Annotated in this window: 16 protein-coding genes; 12 read left to right on the top strand and 4 right to left on the bottom strand. The window is 69.5% G+C overall.

Translation table 11 applies throughout. The features are described from left to right. Positions 1–50: 50 nt before the first annotated feature. Positions 51–1,001, bottom strand: coding sequence for an ABC transporter substrate-binding protein (locus B4915_RS09185; protein WP_181158518.1), 951 nt, complete (start codon positions 999–1,001; stop codon positions 51–53). Between the two features lie 40 nt (positions 1,002–1,041). Here B4915_RS09185 and B4915_RS09180 point away from each other — a divergent pair, with 40 nt between their 5' ends. The 3 genes from B4915_RS09180 to B4915_RS09170 all read left to right on the top strand — a co-directional run bounded on the left by B4915_RS09180 (position 1,042) and on the right by B4915_RS09170 (position 3,685). Then, positions 1,042–2,091, top strand: a complete 1,050-nt coding sequence (locus B4915_RS09180) for a FecCD family ABC transporter permease (protein ID WP_105805486.1) — start codon at positions 1,042–1,044, stop codon at positions 2,089–2,091. 74 nt (positions 2,092–2,165) lie between these two features. Then, the gene (locus B4915_RS09175; protein WP_245907421.1) at positions 2,166–3,176 is read left to right on the top strand and encodes a FecCD family ABC transporter permease; all 1,011 of its coding nucleotides are present in this window, start codon (positions 2,166–2,168) and stop codon (positions 3,174–3,176) included. A gap of 158 nt (positions 3,177–3,334) precedes the next feature. Next, entirely contained in the window at positions 3,335–3,685 is a 351-nt protein-coding gene (locus B4915_RS09170; protein WP_105805484.1) for a hypothetical protein, read from the top strand. A gap of 79 nt (positions 3,686–3,764) precedes the next feature. On the opposite strand, the gene B4915_RS09165 is transcribed toward B4915_RS09170, so the two are convergent. The 3 genes from B4915_RS09165 to B4915_RS09155 form a co-directional block, all read right to left on the bottom strand. Further along, positions 3,765–4,244, bottom strand: a complete 480-nt coding sequence (locus B4915_RS09165) for a BLUF domain-containing protein (protein WP_245907420.1) — start codon at positions 4,242–4,244, stop codon at positions 3,765–3,767. A 1-nt stretch (position 4,245) separates the two neighbouring features. Continuing rightward, complete coding sequence (locus tag B4915_RS09160) at positions 4,246–4,482, bottom strand: hypothetical protein (protein ID WP_105805483.1); 237 nt, start codon at positions 4,480–4,482, stop codon at positions 4,246–4,248. 157 nt (positions 4,483–4,639) lie between these two features. After that, on the bottom strand, positions 4,640–6,592 hold the full coding sequence (locus B4915_RS09155) for an amidohydrolase (protein ID WP_146120061.1): 1,953 nt from the start codon (positions 6,590–6,592) through the stop codon (positions 4,640–4,642). Positions 6,593–6,755: 163 nt separating this feature from the next. On the opposite strand from B4915_RS09155, the gene B4915_RS09150 reads away from it, so the two are divergent. The 9 genes from B4915_RS09150 to B4915_RS15100 all read left to right on the top strand — a co-directional run bounded on the left by B4915_RS09150 (position 6,756) and on the right by B4915_RS15100 (position 17,978). Continuing rightward, positions 6,756–7,307, top strand: a complete 552-nt coding sequence (locus B4915_RS09150) for a TetR/AcrR family transcriptional regulator (RefSeq protein WP_105805481.1) — start codon at positions 6,756–6,758, stop codon at positions 7,305–7,307. A gap of 470 nt (positions 7,308–7,777) precedes the next feature. Then, entirely contained in the window at positions 7,778–10,318 is a 2,541-nt protein-coding gene (locus tag B4915_RS09145) for a LuxR C-terminal-related transcriptional regulator (protein ID WP_105805480.1), read from the top strand. Between the two features lie 239 nt (positions 10,319–10,557). Next, positions 10,558–11,997, top strand: coding sequence for a tyrosine-protein kinase domain-containing protein (locus B4915_RS09140; protein ID WP_105805479.1), 1,440 nt, complete (start codon positions 10,558–10,560; stop codon positions 11,995–11,997). 4 nt (positions 11,998–12,001) lie between these two features. Beyond that, positions 12,002–12,646 carry an arsenate reductase/protein-tyrosine-phosphatase family protein gene (locus B4915_RS09135; RefSeq protein WP_105805478.1) on the top strand — a complete coding sequence of 215 codons (645 nt, stop codon included), beginning with the start codon at positions 12,002–12,004 and terminating at the stop codon, positions 12,644–12,646. Positions 12,647–12,747: 101 nt separating this feature from the next. After that, the gene (locus tag B4915_RS09130; RefSeq protein WP_105805477.1) at positions 12,748–13,620 is read left to right on the top strand and encodes a beta propeller repeat protein; all 873 of its coding nucleotides are present in this window, start codon (positions 12,748–12,750) and stop codon (positions 13,618–13,620) included. Next, entirely contained in the window at positions 13,611–15,056 is a 1,446-nt protein-coding gene (locus B4915_RS09125) for a sugar transferase (RefSeq protein WP_105805476.1), read from the top strand. Before B4915_RS09130 ends, B4915_RS09125 begins: the two co-directional genes overlap by 10 nt. Further along, on the top strand, positions 15,056–16,336 hold the full coding sequence (locus B4915_RS09120) for a nucleotide sugar dehydrogenase (protein ID WP_105805475.1): 1,281 nt from the start codon (positions 15,056–15,058) through the stop codon (positions 16,334–16,336). Before B4915_RS09125 ends, B4915_RS09120 begins: the two co-directional genes overlap by 1 nt. Beyond that, positions 16,306–17,106: a WecB/TagA/CpsF family glycosyltransferase gene (locus tag B4915_RS15105; RefSeq protein WP_105805474.1), complete on the top strand. Its 801-nt coding sequence runs from the start codon at positions 16,306–16,308 to the stop codon at positions 17,104–17,106. Before B4915_RS09120 ends, B4915_RS15105 begins: the two co-directional genes overlap by 31 nt. Then, positions 17,034–17,978, top strand: coding sequence for a glycosyltransferase family 2 protein (locus tag B4915_RS15100; RefSeq protein ID WP_105805473.1), 945 nt, complete (start codon positions 17,034–17,036; stop codon positions 17,976–17,978). Before B4915_RS15105 ends, B4915_RS15100 begins: the two co-directional genes overlap by 73 nt. The last annotated feature ends 177 nt before the right edge of the window (positions 17,979–18,155 follow it).

The raw sequence follows: 18,155 nt of genomic DNA, 5'->3' as shown, positions 1-18,155 counted from the left end.
CTCCGGCGAGCGCCGGCCGGATCGGGCCGCAGCGAGGGCACCGGCTGCGCTCAGGCGAGCAGTCGCTCCACGTCGTCGATCACGAGCTCGGCACCGAGCACGCCGATGCCGATCATCCAGGTGTCGTCGTCGACCTCGTGGGCATTGCCGCGGCTGGGGCCCGGGAGCGCCGACCACAGTCCGGTGACGCGCTTCTGGGAGGTGGCGGCGGGGTCGCCGCCCGGGCTCATGTAGAAGACCACCTCACCGTCGATCTGCTCGTACAGCTCGGGGCTCAGCTCCTGCATCGACCACTCGTTCCAGTCGCGCTCTCCGAGCTCGAAGCCCATCTCGCTGAGGAGCGATCCCGAGAAGGTGCCGGGTCCGTAGAGACGGAAGTTGTCGGCGCGGAAGCGCACGATGGAGGCGGTCGTGCCTGTGGCGCCGACGGCCTCGCCCACCTCGGCGGCGCGCTCGGAGACCGCGTCGATCCGCTGGCGCATCTCCTCCGAGCGGTCCACGGCGGCGGCGGTGAGCTCTGCCTGCTCCGTCCAGTTCGTGCCGGTGTCTTCGGAGAACACGGTGGGCGCGATGGCGGAGAGCTCGCGGTAGAGCGCCTCGTGCCGGACCTTGGAGCCGAGGATCAGGTCGGGGGCGAGGTTGGCGATCGCGTCGACGTCGGGTTCGGCGATGTATCCGACGGGCTCGGTGCCTTCGAGCTCGTCGGCGAGGTAGGCGGGGAAGCCTCGCCCCTCGCCGATCTGGGGAGCGCCGACCGGTGTGATCCCGAGCGCTACGAGGGCGTCGATCATGGGCGAGTCGAGCACCACGATCCGCTCGGGCACCGCGTCGAGTTCGGTTTCGCCCATCGCGTGCTCGACGGTGTAGGCGCCTTCGGCCGGGGCGTCGGCGTCCGATCCCGGGGGCGCAGAGGCGCCGCATCCGGCGAGGATCAGGGCGAGACCCGCCACGGCGGCGGTGCGCAGGATTCGTCGTGCTGAGGAGATTCGGTTTCCGGTCACGACTATTCATCATATGAAAGTAAGGGTAAGCTAAGCAACCGTGATCCATCCGCCCCAGCCGGAGCCCCGGGTGACGGTCCCCCGGACCGCCGCCTCCGCTCGCCGCTGGACCGTCGCGCTCGGTGCGGCGGTCGTACTGGCGGCTGCGGTGCTGCTCAGCCTCGCCGTCGGCGCCCGCTTCGTTCCCCTCGACCAAGTGTTCCACTCCCTGCTCGGCGCGGGCAACGAGCAGGCGAGCGGCATCGTGGGCACGCTGCGCGCCGACCGCACCGTCAATGCCGTGCTCTGCGGCGCTGCCCTCGGCGCCGCGGGTGTGCTCATGCAGTCGCTCACCCGCAACCCCATCGCCGATCCGGGCCTGCTCGGCGTGAACACCGGAGCCGCATTCGGCGTCGTCGCCGGCCTCAGCCTGGTCGGCACGATCGGGGCCGCCGGGACGGTGTGGTTCGCCCTCGCAGGGGCGCTGATCGCGAGCGGGGTCGTGTTCGCCTTCTCCGTCAGCCGATTCGCCTCCGGTTCCCCGGTGCGCCTCACGCTCGCCGGGGTCGCGTTCTCCGCCGTGCTCGCCGGGGCCTCGCAGGCGCTCGTGCTCGCGAATCAGACGGTGCTCGACGCCTACCGCTTCTGGCGGGTCGGCTCCCTCACCGCCCGTCCCTTCGAGGAGGCGCTGCCGCTCGCCGGATTCGTGCTCGGCGGCCTGCTCCTCGCGCTGCTGCTCGCACCCGCGCTCAATCTGATGGCGCTCGGCGACGACACCGCGGCTGGGCTCGGCGTGCGGCCTGCCCTCGTCCGCGGTCTCGGGCTCGCCGCCGTCGCGCTGCTGTGCGGCGCGGCGACCGCGCTCGCCGGGCCCATCTCCTTCGTGGGCCTCGCGGCCCCCCACCTGGTCCGCCGTCTGATCGGAGCCGAGCTGCGTCTCGTCCTCCCGCTCTCGGTGCTCGCCGGCCCGTGCCTGCTGCTGCTCGCGGACGTGCTCGGCCGAGTCATCGGCAACGGCGCCGAGGTGCCGGTCGGCGTCGTGATGGCATTCATCGGCGGCCCGCTGCTCATCGCCCTGGTGGCCGGCCGCAGGAGCGGGGCCCCGCTGTGAGTCACGACGAGGACGCATCGGCCCTCCGGCCCCCGGCGCCGAAGCCTCTCGGGTCTGCGCCGCCCGGGGAACGGGTGCTGCGATTTGCGGGCGGCCGCGCATCGCTGCGCCTGCATCGGCGCACCGCACGGGTCGGCGCTGCGCTGAGCCTGCTGCTGCTCGCGCTGCTCTGCGTCGCACTCGTCGCCGGCGACTTCGTGGTCACCCCGGCGGAGGTCGTCGACACGCTCCTCGGCCGGCCGCCGGAGCCGCGAGCGGAGTTCTTCGTGCTGGGCAGGCGGCTGCCGCGGGCGCTCGTCGCGATGGCCGTGGGAGCGTGCCTGGCGCTGGCCGGCGCGATCTTCCAGTCGCTGAGCCGCAATGCGCTGGCGAGTCCCGACGTCATCGGCGTCAGCGGCGGCGCCTCCCTCGGCGCGGTGGCCGCGATGCTGCTGTTCGGCGGTGCCGCAGCGGGACCCGGGGCGGTCGCCGGGGCGGTCGGGACGGCGGTGATCCTGCTCGCGATCACCGCGCGAAGCGGCTTGCACGGCGCCCGGCTCGTCCTCACGGGCGTCGCCGTTTCGGCGATCGCGGTGGCGGCGGTCGAGTACGCGCTCTCGCAGGTGTTCCTCGCGAGTGCGACGACCGCTCAGACCTGGCTCGTGGGGTCGCTGCAGGGCGTCGGCTGGCACTCGCTGCCCCCGGCGCTCCTCGCCGTCGCGCTCGCGACGCCGGTGCTGTGGTGGGCCGCACCCGCGTGCCGGGCGCTGGCACTCGGAGAGGAGACGGCGCTGGCGCTCGGCGTGCGCGCCCCGCTCGTGCGCGGGATCCTGCTGGGCGTCGCGACGCTGCTCGTGGCGGCCGCCGTCGCGACGACGGGACCCGTCTCCTTCGTCGCACTCGCGGCCCCGCACCTCGCCCGGCGCCTGTGCCGCTCAGAGAGCATGGTGTGCGCCGCGCTGTGCGGGGCGTGCCTGCTCCTCGCAAGCGACCTCGTCGCACTCACCGCCTTCCCGGCACCGGTGCCCGCGGGTGTGGTCACGGTGACGCTGGGCGGCGCTTTCTTCCTCTGGCTGCTCTGGAGGGAGGGCCGGGGCCGGGGTTGATCGCGGCACGGAAGGGCCTCGGCCTTCCCCGCGCGCGGAGCCGCGCGCGGAGCTGCGCGCCGATGTTAGGTGAGGCCGGGGGCAAGTTCAAGGCCGTCGTGCTGCGGGACGAGCCCCGCAAGGCTGGACACACGACAACGGAAGACGGAGGTGCGCACATGAGCGAGTTCACGACGCCCGGGTCGACGGACCGGCAGCCGGCCGGGCACGACCCCGGCGATCTCTCGCAGCAGACGCCGAGGGCGGATGGCGCCGGCGAAGCCGCGTCGGGCCACGAGCCGGCGGACCCGGCGCGCGACGCGGAGGCGATCGGCACGCCGGCCGGCGCTCCCTCCGGCGGCGAAGGCGGGGAGGCACGCTGCGACTTCGCCGGGACACGGCCGGCCCCCGCCGGCCCGGAGCCCGGCCCCTCGGAAGAGGGCTTCACCGCCACCCTCGCGCCCGACGAGGACGATCCCTGCGACACCGCGACAGCCTTCGACGAGCTGCGCCGCGCCCAGGGGCGCTGAGCCCCGGCGCCCGAGGCCGGACCGGTGCCGGAGTCCCGGGCCGCCGAGCGCCCGCGCGGCGGCCCGGCTGTTCCGGGCCTCAGGCGGTGACGAGCCCGCCGCCGGAGCGGACGCGGAACCACAGCGCGAGCTCTTTGGCAGCGCGTCCGGTGGCGACGCGATCGGGTGCCGATCTGAGGTCCGCAATCGTGTCGCGGAATCCCTCGGGGGCGGGGGTCACCGCCTCGCGCAGCGTCCGGTAGCCCATGCTCCAGTCCTCGAAGCGCCGCTGGAGCGCGAACTCGTCGAGCACGACTCGCACGCGCGTGTGCCGCGGATCGCGCTCGATCTTCTTCATGAGCGCGTCGACGTGTCGCGGCGGGCCCTCGAGGAACTGGATGAACTGATCGTTGCGGTACAGCAGGAGCCCGGTGATCCCGAGTTCGGTGTTGCGGGCTCGGGCCTCGACGAGCAGCGTGTCGAGATCCTCCTCGTAGAAGCGGGTCACCGCCGAGCTCGTGTAGACGAGGAACTTCAGCGTCCCGTGGGGCAGCGCGGGGGTCTCGGATGGACGGTCCAACTCAGTCTCCCTCCGCCGCGAGCTGGGGACTGAGGTGCGTCCCGTGCACGGCGTTCATGGCGTCGTCGAGCGAGCCGTACTCGCCGATCGGATGCGAGAACATGTTGCAGGCGAGGTATCGGCCGTCGGCGCTCTGGTCGACATAGCCGAGGAACTCGCCTGCGCGGCTGCCGACGTAGAAGTCGTCCTCGACCATTGCCCAGGTGACCTCCGCCGCAGGGGGGAGGGTGTCGTCCATCGCGGGCGCCTCTCTGCGGCCTGTCTGACGGCATCGGCGATGTCGAGTGGGGACGCGGGCCCCCGACCACTCCGGCAAGCCTACACTGCGCCTGGTCGTCTGCTCCGCCGGTCCGCCGGGAGGCCGCCGGTGTGCGGCCGCCTCCCGGGGCCGGTCGTTACGCCGGGTGCGCTGCCCCGCAGCAGACGGCGTGGCGCCCGCCCGGAAGCGCGGCCGGGACGACCGCGGGAGCGGCGAGGGCATGCGCGGCGACGGTCCGGTTGACGAATCGCTTGCCGTCCTGCGTGGAGACGTCGTGCACCACCTCACCGTCGATGAGGGTGTAGTTCACGGTGGTTCCGCTCACCTCTGCGATGGGCACGCCGAACAGGTCACGGTCGAGCACCACGACGTCGGCCTGCATGCCCACGCGGATGGCCCCGGTGATCTCATCCTGGAAAAGCTGATACGCGGCCCCCGCGGTGTGCATGAGCAGCGAGTCATTGAGCGCGATGCCCTGATCCGGCGAGAGCGCCCCGCCGGTCTCGGAGAAGGTGCCCGTCCGGTCGACGGCCGTGCGCACCTGGTTCCACGGATTGAGCTTGTCGACGGGCCAGTCGGAGCTGCCCGCGAGGCGGGCGCCCTCGGCGGCGAGCGAGCCGAGGGGGTACTGCTTCCGGTGGCGCTCGGGTCCGACGTAGGGTTCGAGCGCGTCGAGCGTGAAGGAGAAGGGCGCGGCCCACTGCGCCTGCATGTTCGCGATGACCTCGTTTTCCGCGAAGCGCGGCAGGTCCTGCTCGGAGCAGAACTGGATGTGCGTGACGGTGTGCCGGTTGCGCGCGCCGCCATTGGCCCGCTGAGCGGCCTCGAAGCCGTCGAGGCTGGCGCGCACGGCGTGGTCGCCGATGGAGTGGGTGTGGATCTGCCAGCCTTCGCGATCCAGTTTCGTCGCGATCATCGCGAAGTCGTCCTCGGAGACGTAGAGCTCGCCGCGGTGATCGGTGGGCGTGCCGTCGGGATCGAGGTAGGGATCCAGCATCGCGGCGGTCTGGGCCGGGTACTCCGCCACCCCGTCCATGAACACTTTCGCGGTGCCGACGGTGAGGCGCGGGTGCTCCGCGAAGCGCGCCCTCACCCGCTTCATGGCGGCGAGCGTCTCGTCGGCGTTGGCGATCTCCTCTGCCGCGACGCCGCAGGCGATGCTGATCCGCTGCGGGATGACCCCGGAGTCGCTGAGTTCGGCGAAGGCGTCGGCGCGCTCGGCCGGCCCTGCCGCGTCCATGAAGCTCGTGATCCCCACTCCGGCGAGGAAGGCGAAGCCGTACTCGTGCGCCTCCCGCTTCTGCGCTTCGGTGAGCTCGGGAGCCTTGCCCGAGACGAGCCACATCGCGGCGTCCTTGAGGAGTCCGGTGGGACCGTCCGCCTCCTGCACGATCACGCCGCCTTCCGGGGACGGCGTTGCGGCCGTGATCCCGGCGATCTCGAGCGCGCGGCTGTTCGCCCAGCCGTTGTGGAAGTCCGATCCGCGGAGGAAGATGGGTCGCTTCGTGCGGAGCGCGTCGAGGTAGCGGCGGTGCGCGACCGCGTCGGTGAGGCCGGCGGGGTTCCAGTCCACGACGACGAGCCAGTTGTCGGGCCGGTCGTCGCCCTCCTTGTCGAGGATCGCCTGGAGCTTCTTCTGCAGCTCGGCGACGCTCATCGACGCGTTCTCGAGGCTCGGATAGTACAGTCCCTCGGCGCCGCTGAAGGAGTGCATGTGCGAATCGTGAATGCCCGGCATCACGGTTCCGCCCCCGGCGTCGATGCTCTGGGTGCGGGGTCCGTTGAAGCGCCGCACCTCGGCCTCGGTGCCGACGGCCACGATGGTGCCGCGCGAGTCGATCGCGATCGCCTCCGCGAAGCGTTCAGGGCTGCCCGTCCAGACGCGGCCGTTCGAGATGATGATCGCGGCGTCCCCGGCCGGGCGGCGGCTTGCCGCCCCGAAGGCGACTCCGGCGGCGACGGCCGCCAAGCCGACGGCGCCTCCTCCGATGAGCAATCCTCGTCGGCTCAGCTTTCGCGGCGTTTCTCCGGGCTTCGCGGTGTCGTGCGGCGTGGTCGCGCCCTGCGGCGCTTGAGCTTCTTCACTCATGTTCTCTCCCTCGGGATGCGCGGTCGTGTCCCCCGCGTCTCCGTTAACCTATACCCTAGGTCAACGCTCCCGCCAACCCCCGCGCAGCGCGTAGACTCGGAGGCGTCCGCCGCGCGGCGCGGATCAGGCCGACGTCGCAGCGCATCGAATGGAGGGGCACCCCATGCCGCGATCCCGGCGACCGGGCCTCACCCGGGAGACGATCGTGGCCGCGGCGCTGGAACTGGCGGCGCAGAATCGCGAACCGACGCTCGGCGCCGTTTCCCGGAAGCTGGGCGTGCACATCACCTCCCTGTACAACCACGTCGAGGACCGGCAGGATCTCATCAACGCCGTCCGGGCGGCGATCTCGGCGGAGCACGCCGGCCGAGTTCTCCCGGAGGGGTGGGAGGCGGTGCTCCGCCTCCTCGCCGCCGGCATGCGCGACATGTTCGCGCGCTACCCGGGGGTCATCGTCCCCTTCGCCACCACGCCCGTCGGCGGTTCGCCGGTCGCCCCGCTCTACGAGCGATTGACGGAGGCGCTCGTGCGCGACGGCATCCCCCGCCCCGGCGCCGAGCACGCCATTCACGCCCTCAACGCGCTCGTGATCGGCGTCGCGCTCGACTCGCTCGACCCCGACACCGACCCGGTCGCCTCCCGGTCGGCACTGGAACTCGGCGTGGAGGGCCTGATCCTGCGATTGCGCGCGATGGCCGGCTCCCGGTCCGGGTAGCGCACGCCACGCGGGCAGAGGCCCGCGGCCTGACGGCGGCCGCACCGCCTCGAACAGCGTCCGTCACGCCGCGGGCACAGGAAGGTGGTGGCCGGGGGGTTCTTCGGGAAAAGGGCCGACCACCACCTGCAAGGGGCAAGAGATGCCCTCCTGAGGGAACGGTCCATCGCAATTTTGTCTTGGGGGGGACTTGCGAGGACCACCATCAGGTTATGCGCCCGGTACACCCCGCTGCGGGGTCCCGCGGCCCGTTGAGTGACATGGGACGCACCATGGAGTAACGATTGCAGCTTCGCTAGGTATTTTTGTCACTTATGAGGTGATAATGGAATTGCCGAAGCCGTGGCGCCCAGCGTGGGGCGCCGAACGAGCGGCACCAGAACACCGGCATCGCCGCCGCCCTTCCCGGCTCCCACCGGGAGCCCCCGCCCCCCCGCGTGGCGGCCGCAGCCGGAGAATCCGGAGAGCACATGTCCGAACGACGCAGCCGACAGCTCAGCTGGGCCCAGCGCGCCCTCGAGGACCGCGCCGTGGTCGTCATCGCCGGCGACCGCGGCAGCGGACGCTCGCACTTCTGCCAGCACCTCAGGGATCACTTCGACGCTCAGGGCTGGCAGGTGCTGACCGTGCACGGCATCTCGGCCTTCCGCGCCGCGCCCCTCACCGCCCTCACCCTCACCAACATCGGCTCGGAGCGGGAGGCGGCGGGCCGATCCATCGCCGCCGTGTCGAGCGAGCTGCTGAGCTACCTCTCGGCGCAGCACTCGCTCGTCATCGTCGACGACTGGGACGATCTGGACGAGGCCAGCTGGGGGGTGATCTGCGAGCTGCGGCGCCGGCTGGAGGTGCCGCTCGTCCTGACGCGCCGCCCCTCGCGGAGGGGGCAGTCGGCGCCGGGCAGCATGAGCGTGCTGGGGGACGTGTTCCACCTGCAGCTCGCGCCGATGGACCTGCGGGGCATCGAGGGCGCCCTCTCGGCCCGCCTCGGCGGCAAGATCGAGGGCGGCACGCTCTCGCGGATCTTCGCCTCCTCCGGCGGCAACGTCGGCCTCGCGATCGCCATCTGCGACGCCGCGGTGCGCGACGGCACGCTGGTGCACCACCAGGCCGCCTGGGTCGCCCGCGGCGACCTGTGGTCGGAGTCGCTGCGGGAGTACGTCGACGCGCTGCTGGAGCCGCTCGCGCCCGACGAGCTCGATCTGCTCGAGACCATCGCGCTGCTGGGGGCGGTCGATCTCTCCGAGTTCGCGGAGGAGGCGGATCTGCGCACCGTCGAGGAGCTGGAGCAACTGGGCCTCGTCGAGGGCTACGCCTCGGGCGAGCGCGCGATGGTGACGGTGTACCCGCCGCTGCTCGCCGACTACTTCCAGCATCAGGCGCTCCCCATCCGCGGCGAGCGCCTGCGCCGCTGGGCCGCCGAGGTCTCGGCGACGCCGCTCGAGCCCGCGGCCGCCTCCGAGGCGCGCGGCTCCCACTCGCTGCTCATCCGCCTCATCGAGGCACGGCAGCGGCAGCGTCTCGTCGAAGCCCGCGAGCGGTGGGAACGGGAGGGGGACACCGCTTCGGCGGTGGCCTTCCTCGACGCGCTCGCCGACTGCCCCGGCACCGACGAGGCGGTCCGCGAGCTGGCACGCGACCCGCGCCTGGAGCGCCGGGAACGCCTGGACAGCGCGGCGCACGCGGAGTGGCAGCTGCGCTTCGCCGAGTGGCTCGCCTACGGTCAGGGCCTGCCGGAGGAGGCGATGCAGCGGCTGGAGGCCGGCGCCGCCGCGGACCCGGAGCACGGGCCAGCGCTGCTCGCCCTGCACGCGGAGATCGAATGCGAGCTGCTGGGCACGATCCCGGACATCTCCCGGCTGCCCGATCCCGACGACGAGGCGCTCGTCCCGACCACGCGGGTGGCGGTGCATCGCGCACACGCGCTGCTCGCGACCGTCGGCCTCCGCATCGAGGACGCGCACGGCCACCTGGAGGCGATCCGCGCCCTCGACCCCGAGGGCGGCGGGCTGCGGGCCCGCATCATCGAGGGGCACGTGATCCTCGCGCGCGAGGGCCCGCTCGCCCTGCACCGCTACGGCATGGCGGGGCTGCTCGCCGGCGAGGAGCGTCTCGACCCGCGGGCGATCCGCGCCTACGGGGCGCTGTGCGCCTTCGCGGACTTCATGCTCGCGCGTCACAGCCGCGGCTCGGCCATCGTGGAGTTCGCGACGCACCTGGGAGAACCGTCCTGGTATCCGCCCTTCGCGCAGCTCTCGCTGCTGGTGCTCGACAGCGTGTCCGCGTCTCGCCAGGGCGCCCGGCAGGTGAGCGCCAATCGGCGTCAGGACGCGGCCGAGGTGCCGGGGCCCGATGGCCCGCTGCCCACCCAGTCGCGACTACTCGCCGAGGTGCAGGCCGTCGCCGACACCGCGGACCCGGTCGCCGCTGCCGAGCTGGCGACCTCGGGCGGCCTCGACATGTGGCGCCGCGGCTGGCGCTACAGCGCGATCCTCGCCATGGCCGGCGCCATCGAACTCGACCCGAGCCCCGCACGCTACGAGTCGGTGCGCGAGTACCTCGAACCCCTGGAGGGCGGCTTCCTCACGACACTGCGCATCTACGCGACGGCCATGGCGCTGCAGAGCGCCGAGGAGGTCGCTGCCGAGGCGGAGCGGCTCGTCCGTGAGGGGCAGCCGGGCGCGGGTCTCGCGCTCCTCGCCCGCGCCCTGCAGGTGGCGCGCGCCTCGAATCCGCAGGCGGTCGAGGGGATCGAGGCCCGCATCGCCGAGCTGGCGCCCTTCATCGCCGGCGACACCTCGGAGATGCGCCGCCTCGCGGTCGGCCGCATCCAGCTCTCGGAGCGGGAGCAGGAGGTGGCGATGCTCGCCGCCCGCGGCCTGAGCAACGCGGAGATCGCAGCCGAGCTCGTGCTGTCGCGGCGCACCGTCGAGAACCACATGCGCAGGATCATGGCGCGCCTCGGCATCAACCGCCGCACCCAGCTGAAGGAGCGACTCCCCCGCCTCTCCTAGCCCAGCTCCACCATTCCGGCCGCGAGAATACTCAAAGCCCTGTGAGATTCCACCCCTGAGCCCCTCATGAGGGGGCGCATTCGCGCGCCCGACGCTTCTCGCATACTCCACTCAGCTGCGCACCCGCATCGCGGCCGCCCCCACGCCATAGGCTGCAAACGATACTGTGCGCGATCCCACAGGCGCAACGAACGCGACTCACGGGGTCCTCAAGGGATGATGAGGGTGATTGGCGAGGCATGGAGCTGCGGGATTACGTTCACATTCTGCGCAAGTACTGGGTCCTGATCGTCGCCTGCACGCTGCTCGGCATCATCGTCGGCGCGGGAGCCTCCCTGCTCATGACGCCGGAGTACGAGGCCCGCACGGAGCTCTACGTGTCGGTGCGCAACGAGAGCCAGACCTCGGGTGATCTGGTCGCCGGGTCGAACTTCGCCCGGCAGAGCGTGCAGAGCTACGTGAGCATCGTCACGACGGAGAGCGTGCTGCGCCCGGTGGTCGAGGAGCTGCAGCTCGATGACTCGGTGACGGATCTCGCGAAGCGCGTCTCGGCGGAGGCCCCGCTGAACACCTCGCTCGTCAACATCACCGTCAGCGACGACGACCCTGAGCGCGCGGCCGAGATCGCGAACGCGATCGGCGCGAGCTTCACGCAGCTCGTGCAGGACGGGCTGGAGATCATGGGGGCGGAGGACGGCGCGAGCCCCGTGAAGCTGACGACGGTGCAGCCCGCACTCGTTCCCGCGTCCCCGGTCAGCCCGCGCCTCGCACTCAATCTGGCTCTCGGCGCGCTCGTGGGCCTCGCGCTCGGCGTCGCGATCGCGGTGCTGCGCACCGTGCTCGACACCCGCGTGCACTCGCTGCACGATCTGGAGCAGCTCACGGACGCGCCGCTGCTGGGCGGCATCGCCTTCGATCCCAATGCGAAGAGCCGCCCGCTCGTCGTGCACTCCGATCCGAAGAGCCCCCGCGCCGAGTCGTTCCGCACGCTGCGCACCAATCTGCAGTTCCTCTCGGTCAACGAGGATTCGGAGCAGCGGGGCCGCAGCTTCGTCGTCTCATCGGCCAGCCCGGGCGAGGGCAAGTCGACCACGATGGCCAATCTCGCGATCGCGCTCGCCGAGTCGGGTGCCACGGTCGCGCTCATCGACGGGGATCTGCGCCTGCCACGGGTGGCCGAGTACATGGGCCTGGAGGGCGGCGTGGGCCTCACCGATGTGCTCATCGGCCGCGCCAAGATCACGGAGGTGCTGCAGCGCTGGGGCTCGAAGCGGCTGTTCGTGCTGCCCGCGGGCAAGGTGCCGCCGAATCCGAGCGAGCTGCTCGGCTCGGCGGCGATGGTGGAGCTGATGCGCCAGCTGCACGAGCACTTCGACTTCGTGCTCATCGACGCGCCGCCCATCCTGCTGGTGACCGATGCTGCGGTGCTGAGCAAGCTGACGAACGGCACGATCCTGGTCGCCGCCTCGGGGTCGACGCGCAAGCAGGATCTCGCGATGGCGGTGCGTTCGCTGGCCGCCGCGGGAGGCACCCTGCGGGGCATCGTGGTGACGATGCTGCCGACGCGCGGGCCGAACAGCTACGGCTATGGGGGCTACGGATACGGGGGCTACGGCTACGGCTCCGCGGAGTCAGAACTGGATCCGAAGGCCCCGGAAAACGCCGGACGGAAGCGCTGAGGCCATGTTCGAGCTCTTCGACGAGGCCCCGAAGGCCGGGCCCTTCTCCATTCTGACGGTGTGCACGGGCAACATCTGCCGTTCGCCGCTGGCGGCTTCGCTGCTGCGGCGGGAGCTGCGCGGCCTGCCGGTGTCGGTGACGAGCGCCGGCACCCGGGCGATGGAGGGTGCGCCGATGGATGCGCCGATGCGGCGCATCGCCGAGGAGCTGGACCTGCACGACGCCACGCGGCACCAGGCCCGCCAGATCACGGCGGAGGCCGTCGCCGAGGCCGATCTGGTGCTCGCCCTCGCCCGCGAGCACCGCCGCGCCACGGTGGAGCTGGTGCCGCGGGCCAACCGGACGGCATTCACGCTGCGCGAGTTCGCACGGCTCGTCCCCCACGCCGCGGTCGACGGCTTCGGCGCCGACCCGGGGGATGCGGGGGCGAGGATGCGGCTCGCGGTGACGCGCGCCGCGCAGGCCCGCGGGGCCGCGGCGCCCCCCGACAGCCCGGAGGACGACGAGGTCGTGGATCCTTTCGGTTCCTCGCACGAGGTGTACGAGCGGTCGCGCGCGCAGCTCGTCCCGGCAGTGCGCACGGTTGCGGAGTTCCTGCGCGCGGCGGCGGCTCCCGCTGGCGCGGGCTCCGCGGAGGTGAGGACGTAATGGGCATTTCCGCGTTTTCGCGGGGGGGGGGTGATTTCTCAGTGACCTTCTTTCAGCGGCGAAAGAGGCCGCGCGAGGCGAGACGTCCGGATCACACTCCGGTGTCCCGCCTGCTGGTGGGGCTGCTGCTGGGGGTGCTGGCGGTGATCGCGGTCGCGATCACGATCCTCGCGGTGCTCGCGACGCGCCCCTCTCCGGCGAGCCCGGAGGCCCCGCCCGTCCCCACCTCGCTGCAGCCGACCCCTGATCCGGATCCGACGCCCTCGCCCACCGCGACCGCGTCCCCGGCCAGTGCGCCCCCGCAGCGGCTGCTGAGCGTGAGCGAGGACGAGGGCGTGCTGCTGCGCGCGCGGATCGATGCCGATGTCGTCGAGTATTCCTCTGACGGCGGGGCGAGCTGGGAGACGGCGCCGGTGAGCGCGGTGCCGGGCGCGGCGGTGCGGGCGCTCGACGCCCTCGATCCGACCGCGAGCCGCGCGGTGTATTTGGACGCCGATGGCGAGGCGCTGGTGGCTCGCTCCTTCGTGGGCGGGGCGCAGTGGCAGGACGACCCAGACCAGTCGGGCCTGTGGCTCGTGGGCAGCAGCCTTGTGGTGGGGGCGCAGGCGCCGCCGTGCGATGCGGTGGGCTTCGCGGTGAGCGGGGCGCGCGGGGCGGTGCTCTGCGCGGATCAGCGGGTCGCGGTTTCGGAGGATGCGGGCGCGAGCTGGGCGGAGCCGGTGGCGGTGCCCGGCGCAGCCGCGGTGGGTCTCACCCCGGAGGGGGTGGTGGTGGCGAGCGCCGCGGAGCCGGAGTGCGCGGGCGTGCGCACTCGCACCTTGATCGCCGGCACCCTGGGCGATCCCGGCGCCTGCCTCGAACTGCCCACCCTCGACCCCGCCCAGATCGCGGTCGCCGGCGGCACGGGCTCGCTCTCCCTGTGGGCCGGGGACCGCTTCGCCCGTTCGACGGACGGGGGCGCCTCATGGGGGTAGGGGCCCGGGTGTGGGAGCAGGACTATCGGCGGCGTCTGCTGCTGAGCGACGCCGTGGTGGTGCTCGCGAGCGTGTTCGCGGCGCAGTGGCTGCGTTTCGGCGCCGCGGAGCAGGATCTGCACATCGAGCCGACGCGCAGCCTGGGGTTCGGGATCGGTTACACGGTGCTGTCGTTCGTGCTCGCGGCGTGCTGGCTGGCGGCCTTGGCGGTGGGCGGCACGCGCGACCCGAAGGTCTTCGGCGCGGGACCGGCGGAGTATCGCCGGGTGCTCGACATGACGCTGCTGGTGTTCGGCCTGTTCGCGATCGTGGGCTTCGCGTTCCGGGCCGAGATCGGCCGTGGCTATCTGCTGATCGCGCTACCCATCGGCCTGGTGCTGCTGCTGCTTTCGCGCTGGCTCTGGCGCAAGCGCCTGCACCGCGAGCGCTTGCGGGGCCGCAACACCTACCGGGCGATCGTCGTGGGCGACCCCGAGATGTGCGTGCGCCTCGCCCGGGAGGTGTGCGGCAAGCCGCACACGGGGTTCCGGCTGGTGGGCGCGGTCACGAACGGCGGCTCGCTGGTGGGTGAGGATCTGGCGCCGGGCCTGCCGGTGGTCGCCGGGTATGACGGGCTGCTGGACGCGGTGGACGCGCACCGGGTCGACGCGCTGATCGTGACGAGCACCGACTCGGTCAGCCCGGAGCGGCTGCGGTGGCTCGGCTGGGAGCTCGAGTCGCGGCGGGTGGACATGATCCTGACCCTCGCCCTGACCGATATCGCGGGATCGCGCATCCACATGCGCCCCGTCTCGGGCCTGCCGCTCATCCACGTGGAGCATCCGGAGTTCACGGGGCACCGGTTGCTCGAGAAGCGCCTCTTCGACCTGCTCGCCTCGGCCCTCCTGATCGTCCTGCTCAGCCCGGTGCTGCTGGTGCTGGCGCTGCTGGTGCGCCTCGATTCGCCGGGGCGGGTGATCTTCAAGCAGCGGCGGATCGGCGTCGGCGGCCGCTCGTTCTGGATGTTCAAGTTCCGGACGATGGTGGAGGACGCGGAGGACCGGCTGGCGTCTCTTCTCGATCAGTCCGACGGCAATGGGGTGCTGTTCAAGATGAAGGACGACCCTCGTATCACCCGCACGGGCCGGTGGCTGCGCAAGTACTCCGTCGACGAGCTGCCGCAGCTGTTCAACGTGCTGCGCGGCGAGATGTCACTCGTGGGACCGCGGCCCCCGCTCCCCGCGGAGGTGGAGCAGTACGACAAGTGGGTGCACCGCCGTCTGCTGGTGAAGCCGGGAATCACGGGCCTGTGGCAGGTCAGCGGCCGCAGCGACCTCTCCTGGGAGGAAAGCGTGCGCCTCGACCTCTACTACGTCGAGAACTGGTCCCTGACCAGCGACCTCCTCATCCTCCTCCGCACCGTCAAAACCGTCACTCACCCCCAAGGAGCCTACTGATGACAACTAGATCAAGCACCCGGCAAAAGCTTGTGGTTGTCGGCCAAGGATACGTAGGGCTACCCCTCGCCTACGCCGCAGTCAGCGCAGGGCTGGAGGTGGTGGGACTCGACTTGAATGAGCAGCGGGTCTCCGCCTTGAATGCCGGTCAATCAGTCATCGATGATCTTGGAGACGCCGAAATAGCGGAGATGCTAGCCCGCGGCTATCGCGCATCAACCTCCTCGAGCGAGTTTCGAGATGCGAACGTGATTGTCATCTGCGTCCCGACGCCTCTGGGTGCTGGCAATGAGCCCAACCTAGGTGCGGTTCGCACAGCAACCTCTTCCATCGCACGCGAGCTTTCCGCGGGAACACTCGTGATCCTTGAATCCACCACTTACCCTGGCACCACCGTCGAAGAAGTCGTGCCCGTTCTACTGGAATCCGGTCTCGAACTCGGCACTGAGTTCTTCGTGGCCTACTCGCCAGAGCGAATAGATCCAGGAAACAAAAGGTATGGCATTACGAATACTCCGAAAGTCGTCGGCGCTGACGACCCCGAATCGTTAGACCGGGCTACCGCGTTCTACTCGAACTTCATCGATGAGGTGGTGCAAGTATCCGGCACGGCGGAGGCAGAGCTCACCAAACTGCTCGAAAACACCTATCGTCACATCAACATCGGACTGGTCAACGAACTGGCAGTGGTATGTCACGAGCTCGGGATCGATGTCTGGGAGGTCATCCGTGCCGCTTCAACCAAACCGTTCGGCTTTCAACCCTTCTATCCCGGGCCCGGTGTTGGCGGTCACTGCATCCCGATCGACCCGAACTACCTCAGCCACCGGGTGCGGCAGGCGCTGGGGCGACCATTTCGATTTGTGGAACTGGCTCAGGACATCAACTCATCCATGCCAGGATACGTCGTATCCCGCGCCCAGGATCTCCTCAACCAGCAGAAGAAAGCGCTCAACGGCAGCAATGTCCTTCTGGTCGGCGTCACTTACAAGAGCGGCATTTCAGACACCCGCGAAAGCCCTGCCTCCGAGCTTTTCCATCTGCTGAGACAGAAAGGGGCGGTTACCACGTTCTACGACCCTCTTGTCTCGACCTGGCAGATGGAGACAGGTGAAACCCGACTCAGAGTTGACGATCTCGAACTTGCTACTCGACGAAGTGACCTCACCATTCTGCTTCAGGGTCACGAAGGACTCGACCTCGCTGCGCTCGTCAGGGACTCTTCCCTGCTTCTCGATACCCGCGGTCTATGCTCTGGCGAACGAGTAGTGAGCCTATGACACCGGTCAATTCACCTCTTCGTATATCATGCGCAATTCTCGACGTGGAGGTAACACCGACAACCCTTTCAGGCCTTGTGCAGACCGTCTCGGCCACGCTTCGCAACAGAGAACGTTTAATCATCGTTGGCCATAATCTGCACAGCGCGTTCCTGTACCACACTGACGACGGGTTCAGGAGTTTCTACGACCTAGCGGACACAGTGCTGTGTGATGGCGCACCAGTACTCTGGGATGCTCAATTCACTTTGCGTCACTCAAAGAAGAGACTGCAGCGAATCGAGCGAATTGGTTCCACGGACTGGATTCCGTCGATCTGCGGCCTAGCGGAGCTGTCGACGATATGTGTCGTAGGCGCTTCGAGAACCTCGAACGAACGTTTTGTCTCATGGTGCGAGCATCAGAACCCTCGGGCAACAATCATCGGGATTCCTGGCGATCCGTGGGATGAACGGCAGGCAGAGAGCGCGAGAGAAAAAGTCAGTAGGTCAAGGCCGCAACTCATACTGATCGGCCTTGGCATGCCTCTCCAAGAACAGTTCGCGCGCAGTCTGACCGAGCTCCCCACACCTGCTGTCATCGCAACTGTGGGAGGCGCAATAGACCAGTTGTCTGAGGTGCAGAAGAATGCACCGCGCGGGATCGGAAAGTACGGGCTGGAATGGGTGTGGCGCCTGTCCACTCAGCCTAAGCGCCTATGGCGAAGATACCTCATAGAACCCTGGCAACTCCTAGTCCTTCGCTTTTACAAGTGGAGTTCAGGGAAATGAACTCGGTATCTGTCATCGTTCCGACCATTGGCCGCGATTCGCTGCAAGGAGCTGTCGAGTCAGTTCTAAGCCAAGCCGGATGCGTGCCAGAAGTAATCGTCGTACTGGACAACCCGGACCGACTCGACATCACGTCGCGTATGCTTGAGAGGCTCGATCACACGCTCATCGTCGCTGACCGTGTCGGGGCGGCAGCGGCCCGCAATCTGGGATTAGAAGCCGCGAGAGGCGATTTCGTGGGCTACCTGGACGATGACGACCTCTGGTTACCCGGAAAAGCTCACAAACAGATCCAGGCAATTAGAGCATCCTCAGATCCAGCTCACACATTCTCGGTTTGCGCTTCCCGTTTCGTAAGGCGCAATGGAAAGCTCAGTCATGGAGCCAGCAGACAGTACGAACGTGGTCGCATGTCTTTCCCGAATTATCTGGTTGAACGAAAGCGAGTTCGATATGGGTCAGTATTCTTCAATACACCTTCAGTTCTGGGCCCGATGGAGGTAATGAGAAAATACACGTGGGATACAACCCTCTTGGCACATCAGGACTGGGACTACTTCATTCGCCTTATGAGCGACCCGTCCCTACACCTTCAAGTAGTGAATGAGCAGCTAGTGGAAGTCCATCAGGGATCTCCGGGCTCGCTGTCTGCGAATCCAGACTGGCGCCGAGGTTCCGCTTTTCTGGAAAAACACAACGCAAGCATCTCTGGACGTGCGCGGGCCGATTTCGTGCTCTTGCATGTAATGCTCCCTGCGATTCACGCAAGAAGTCTGCCAGGCCTGAAAATCGCTCTGCGACAACTCCATCCTGCTCCGCCCCATACGGGGGCGTTGGCAAGATTCGCCCTCGGCACTCTCACACGTCGCTAACGGCCATGCCAGACTACCTCTACTCAGTCGCAGGAAAGGGCACATCTGCGCTTGTACAAATGGTGATGCTAGCACTCCTTGCGATGCGCCTTCCCCCTCACGCGCTTGCTACAGTGCTCAGCATCTATGCCAGCTCCGCGATTATCTCCGCGCTCGGCGATCTCGGGCTCGGTACCC

Origin of the sequence: Leucobacter massiliensis, assembly GCF_002982315.1 — a bacterium.
Taxonomy (GTDB): Bacteria; Actinomycetota; Actinomycetes; order Actinomycetales; family Microbacteriaceae; genus Leucobacter; species Leucobacter massiliensis.
This window is presented reverse-complemented; position numbering and strand designations above follow the sequence as displayed.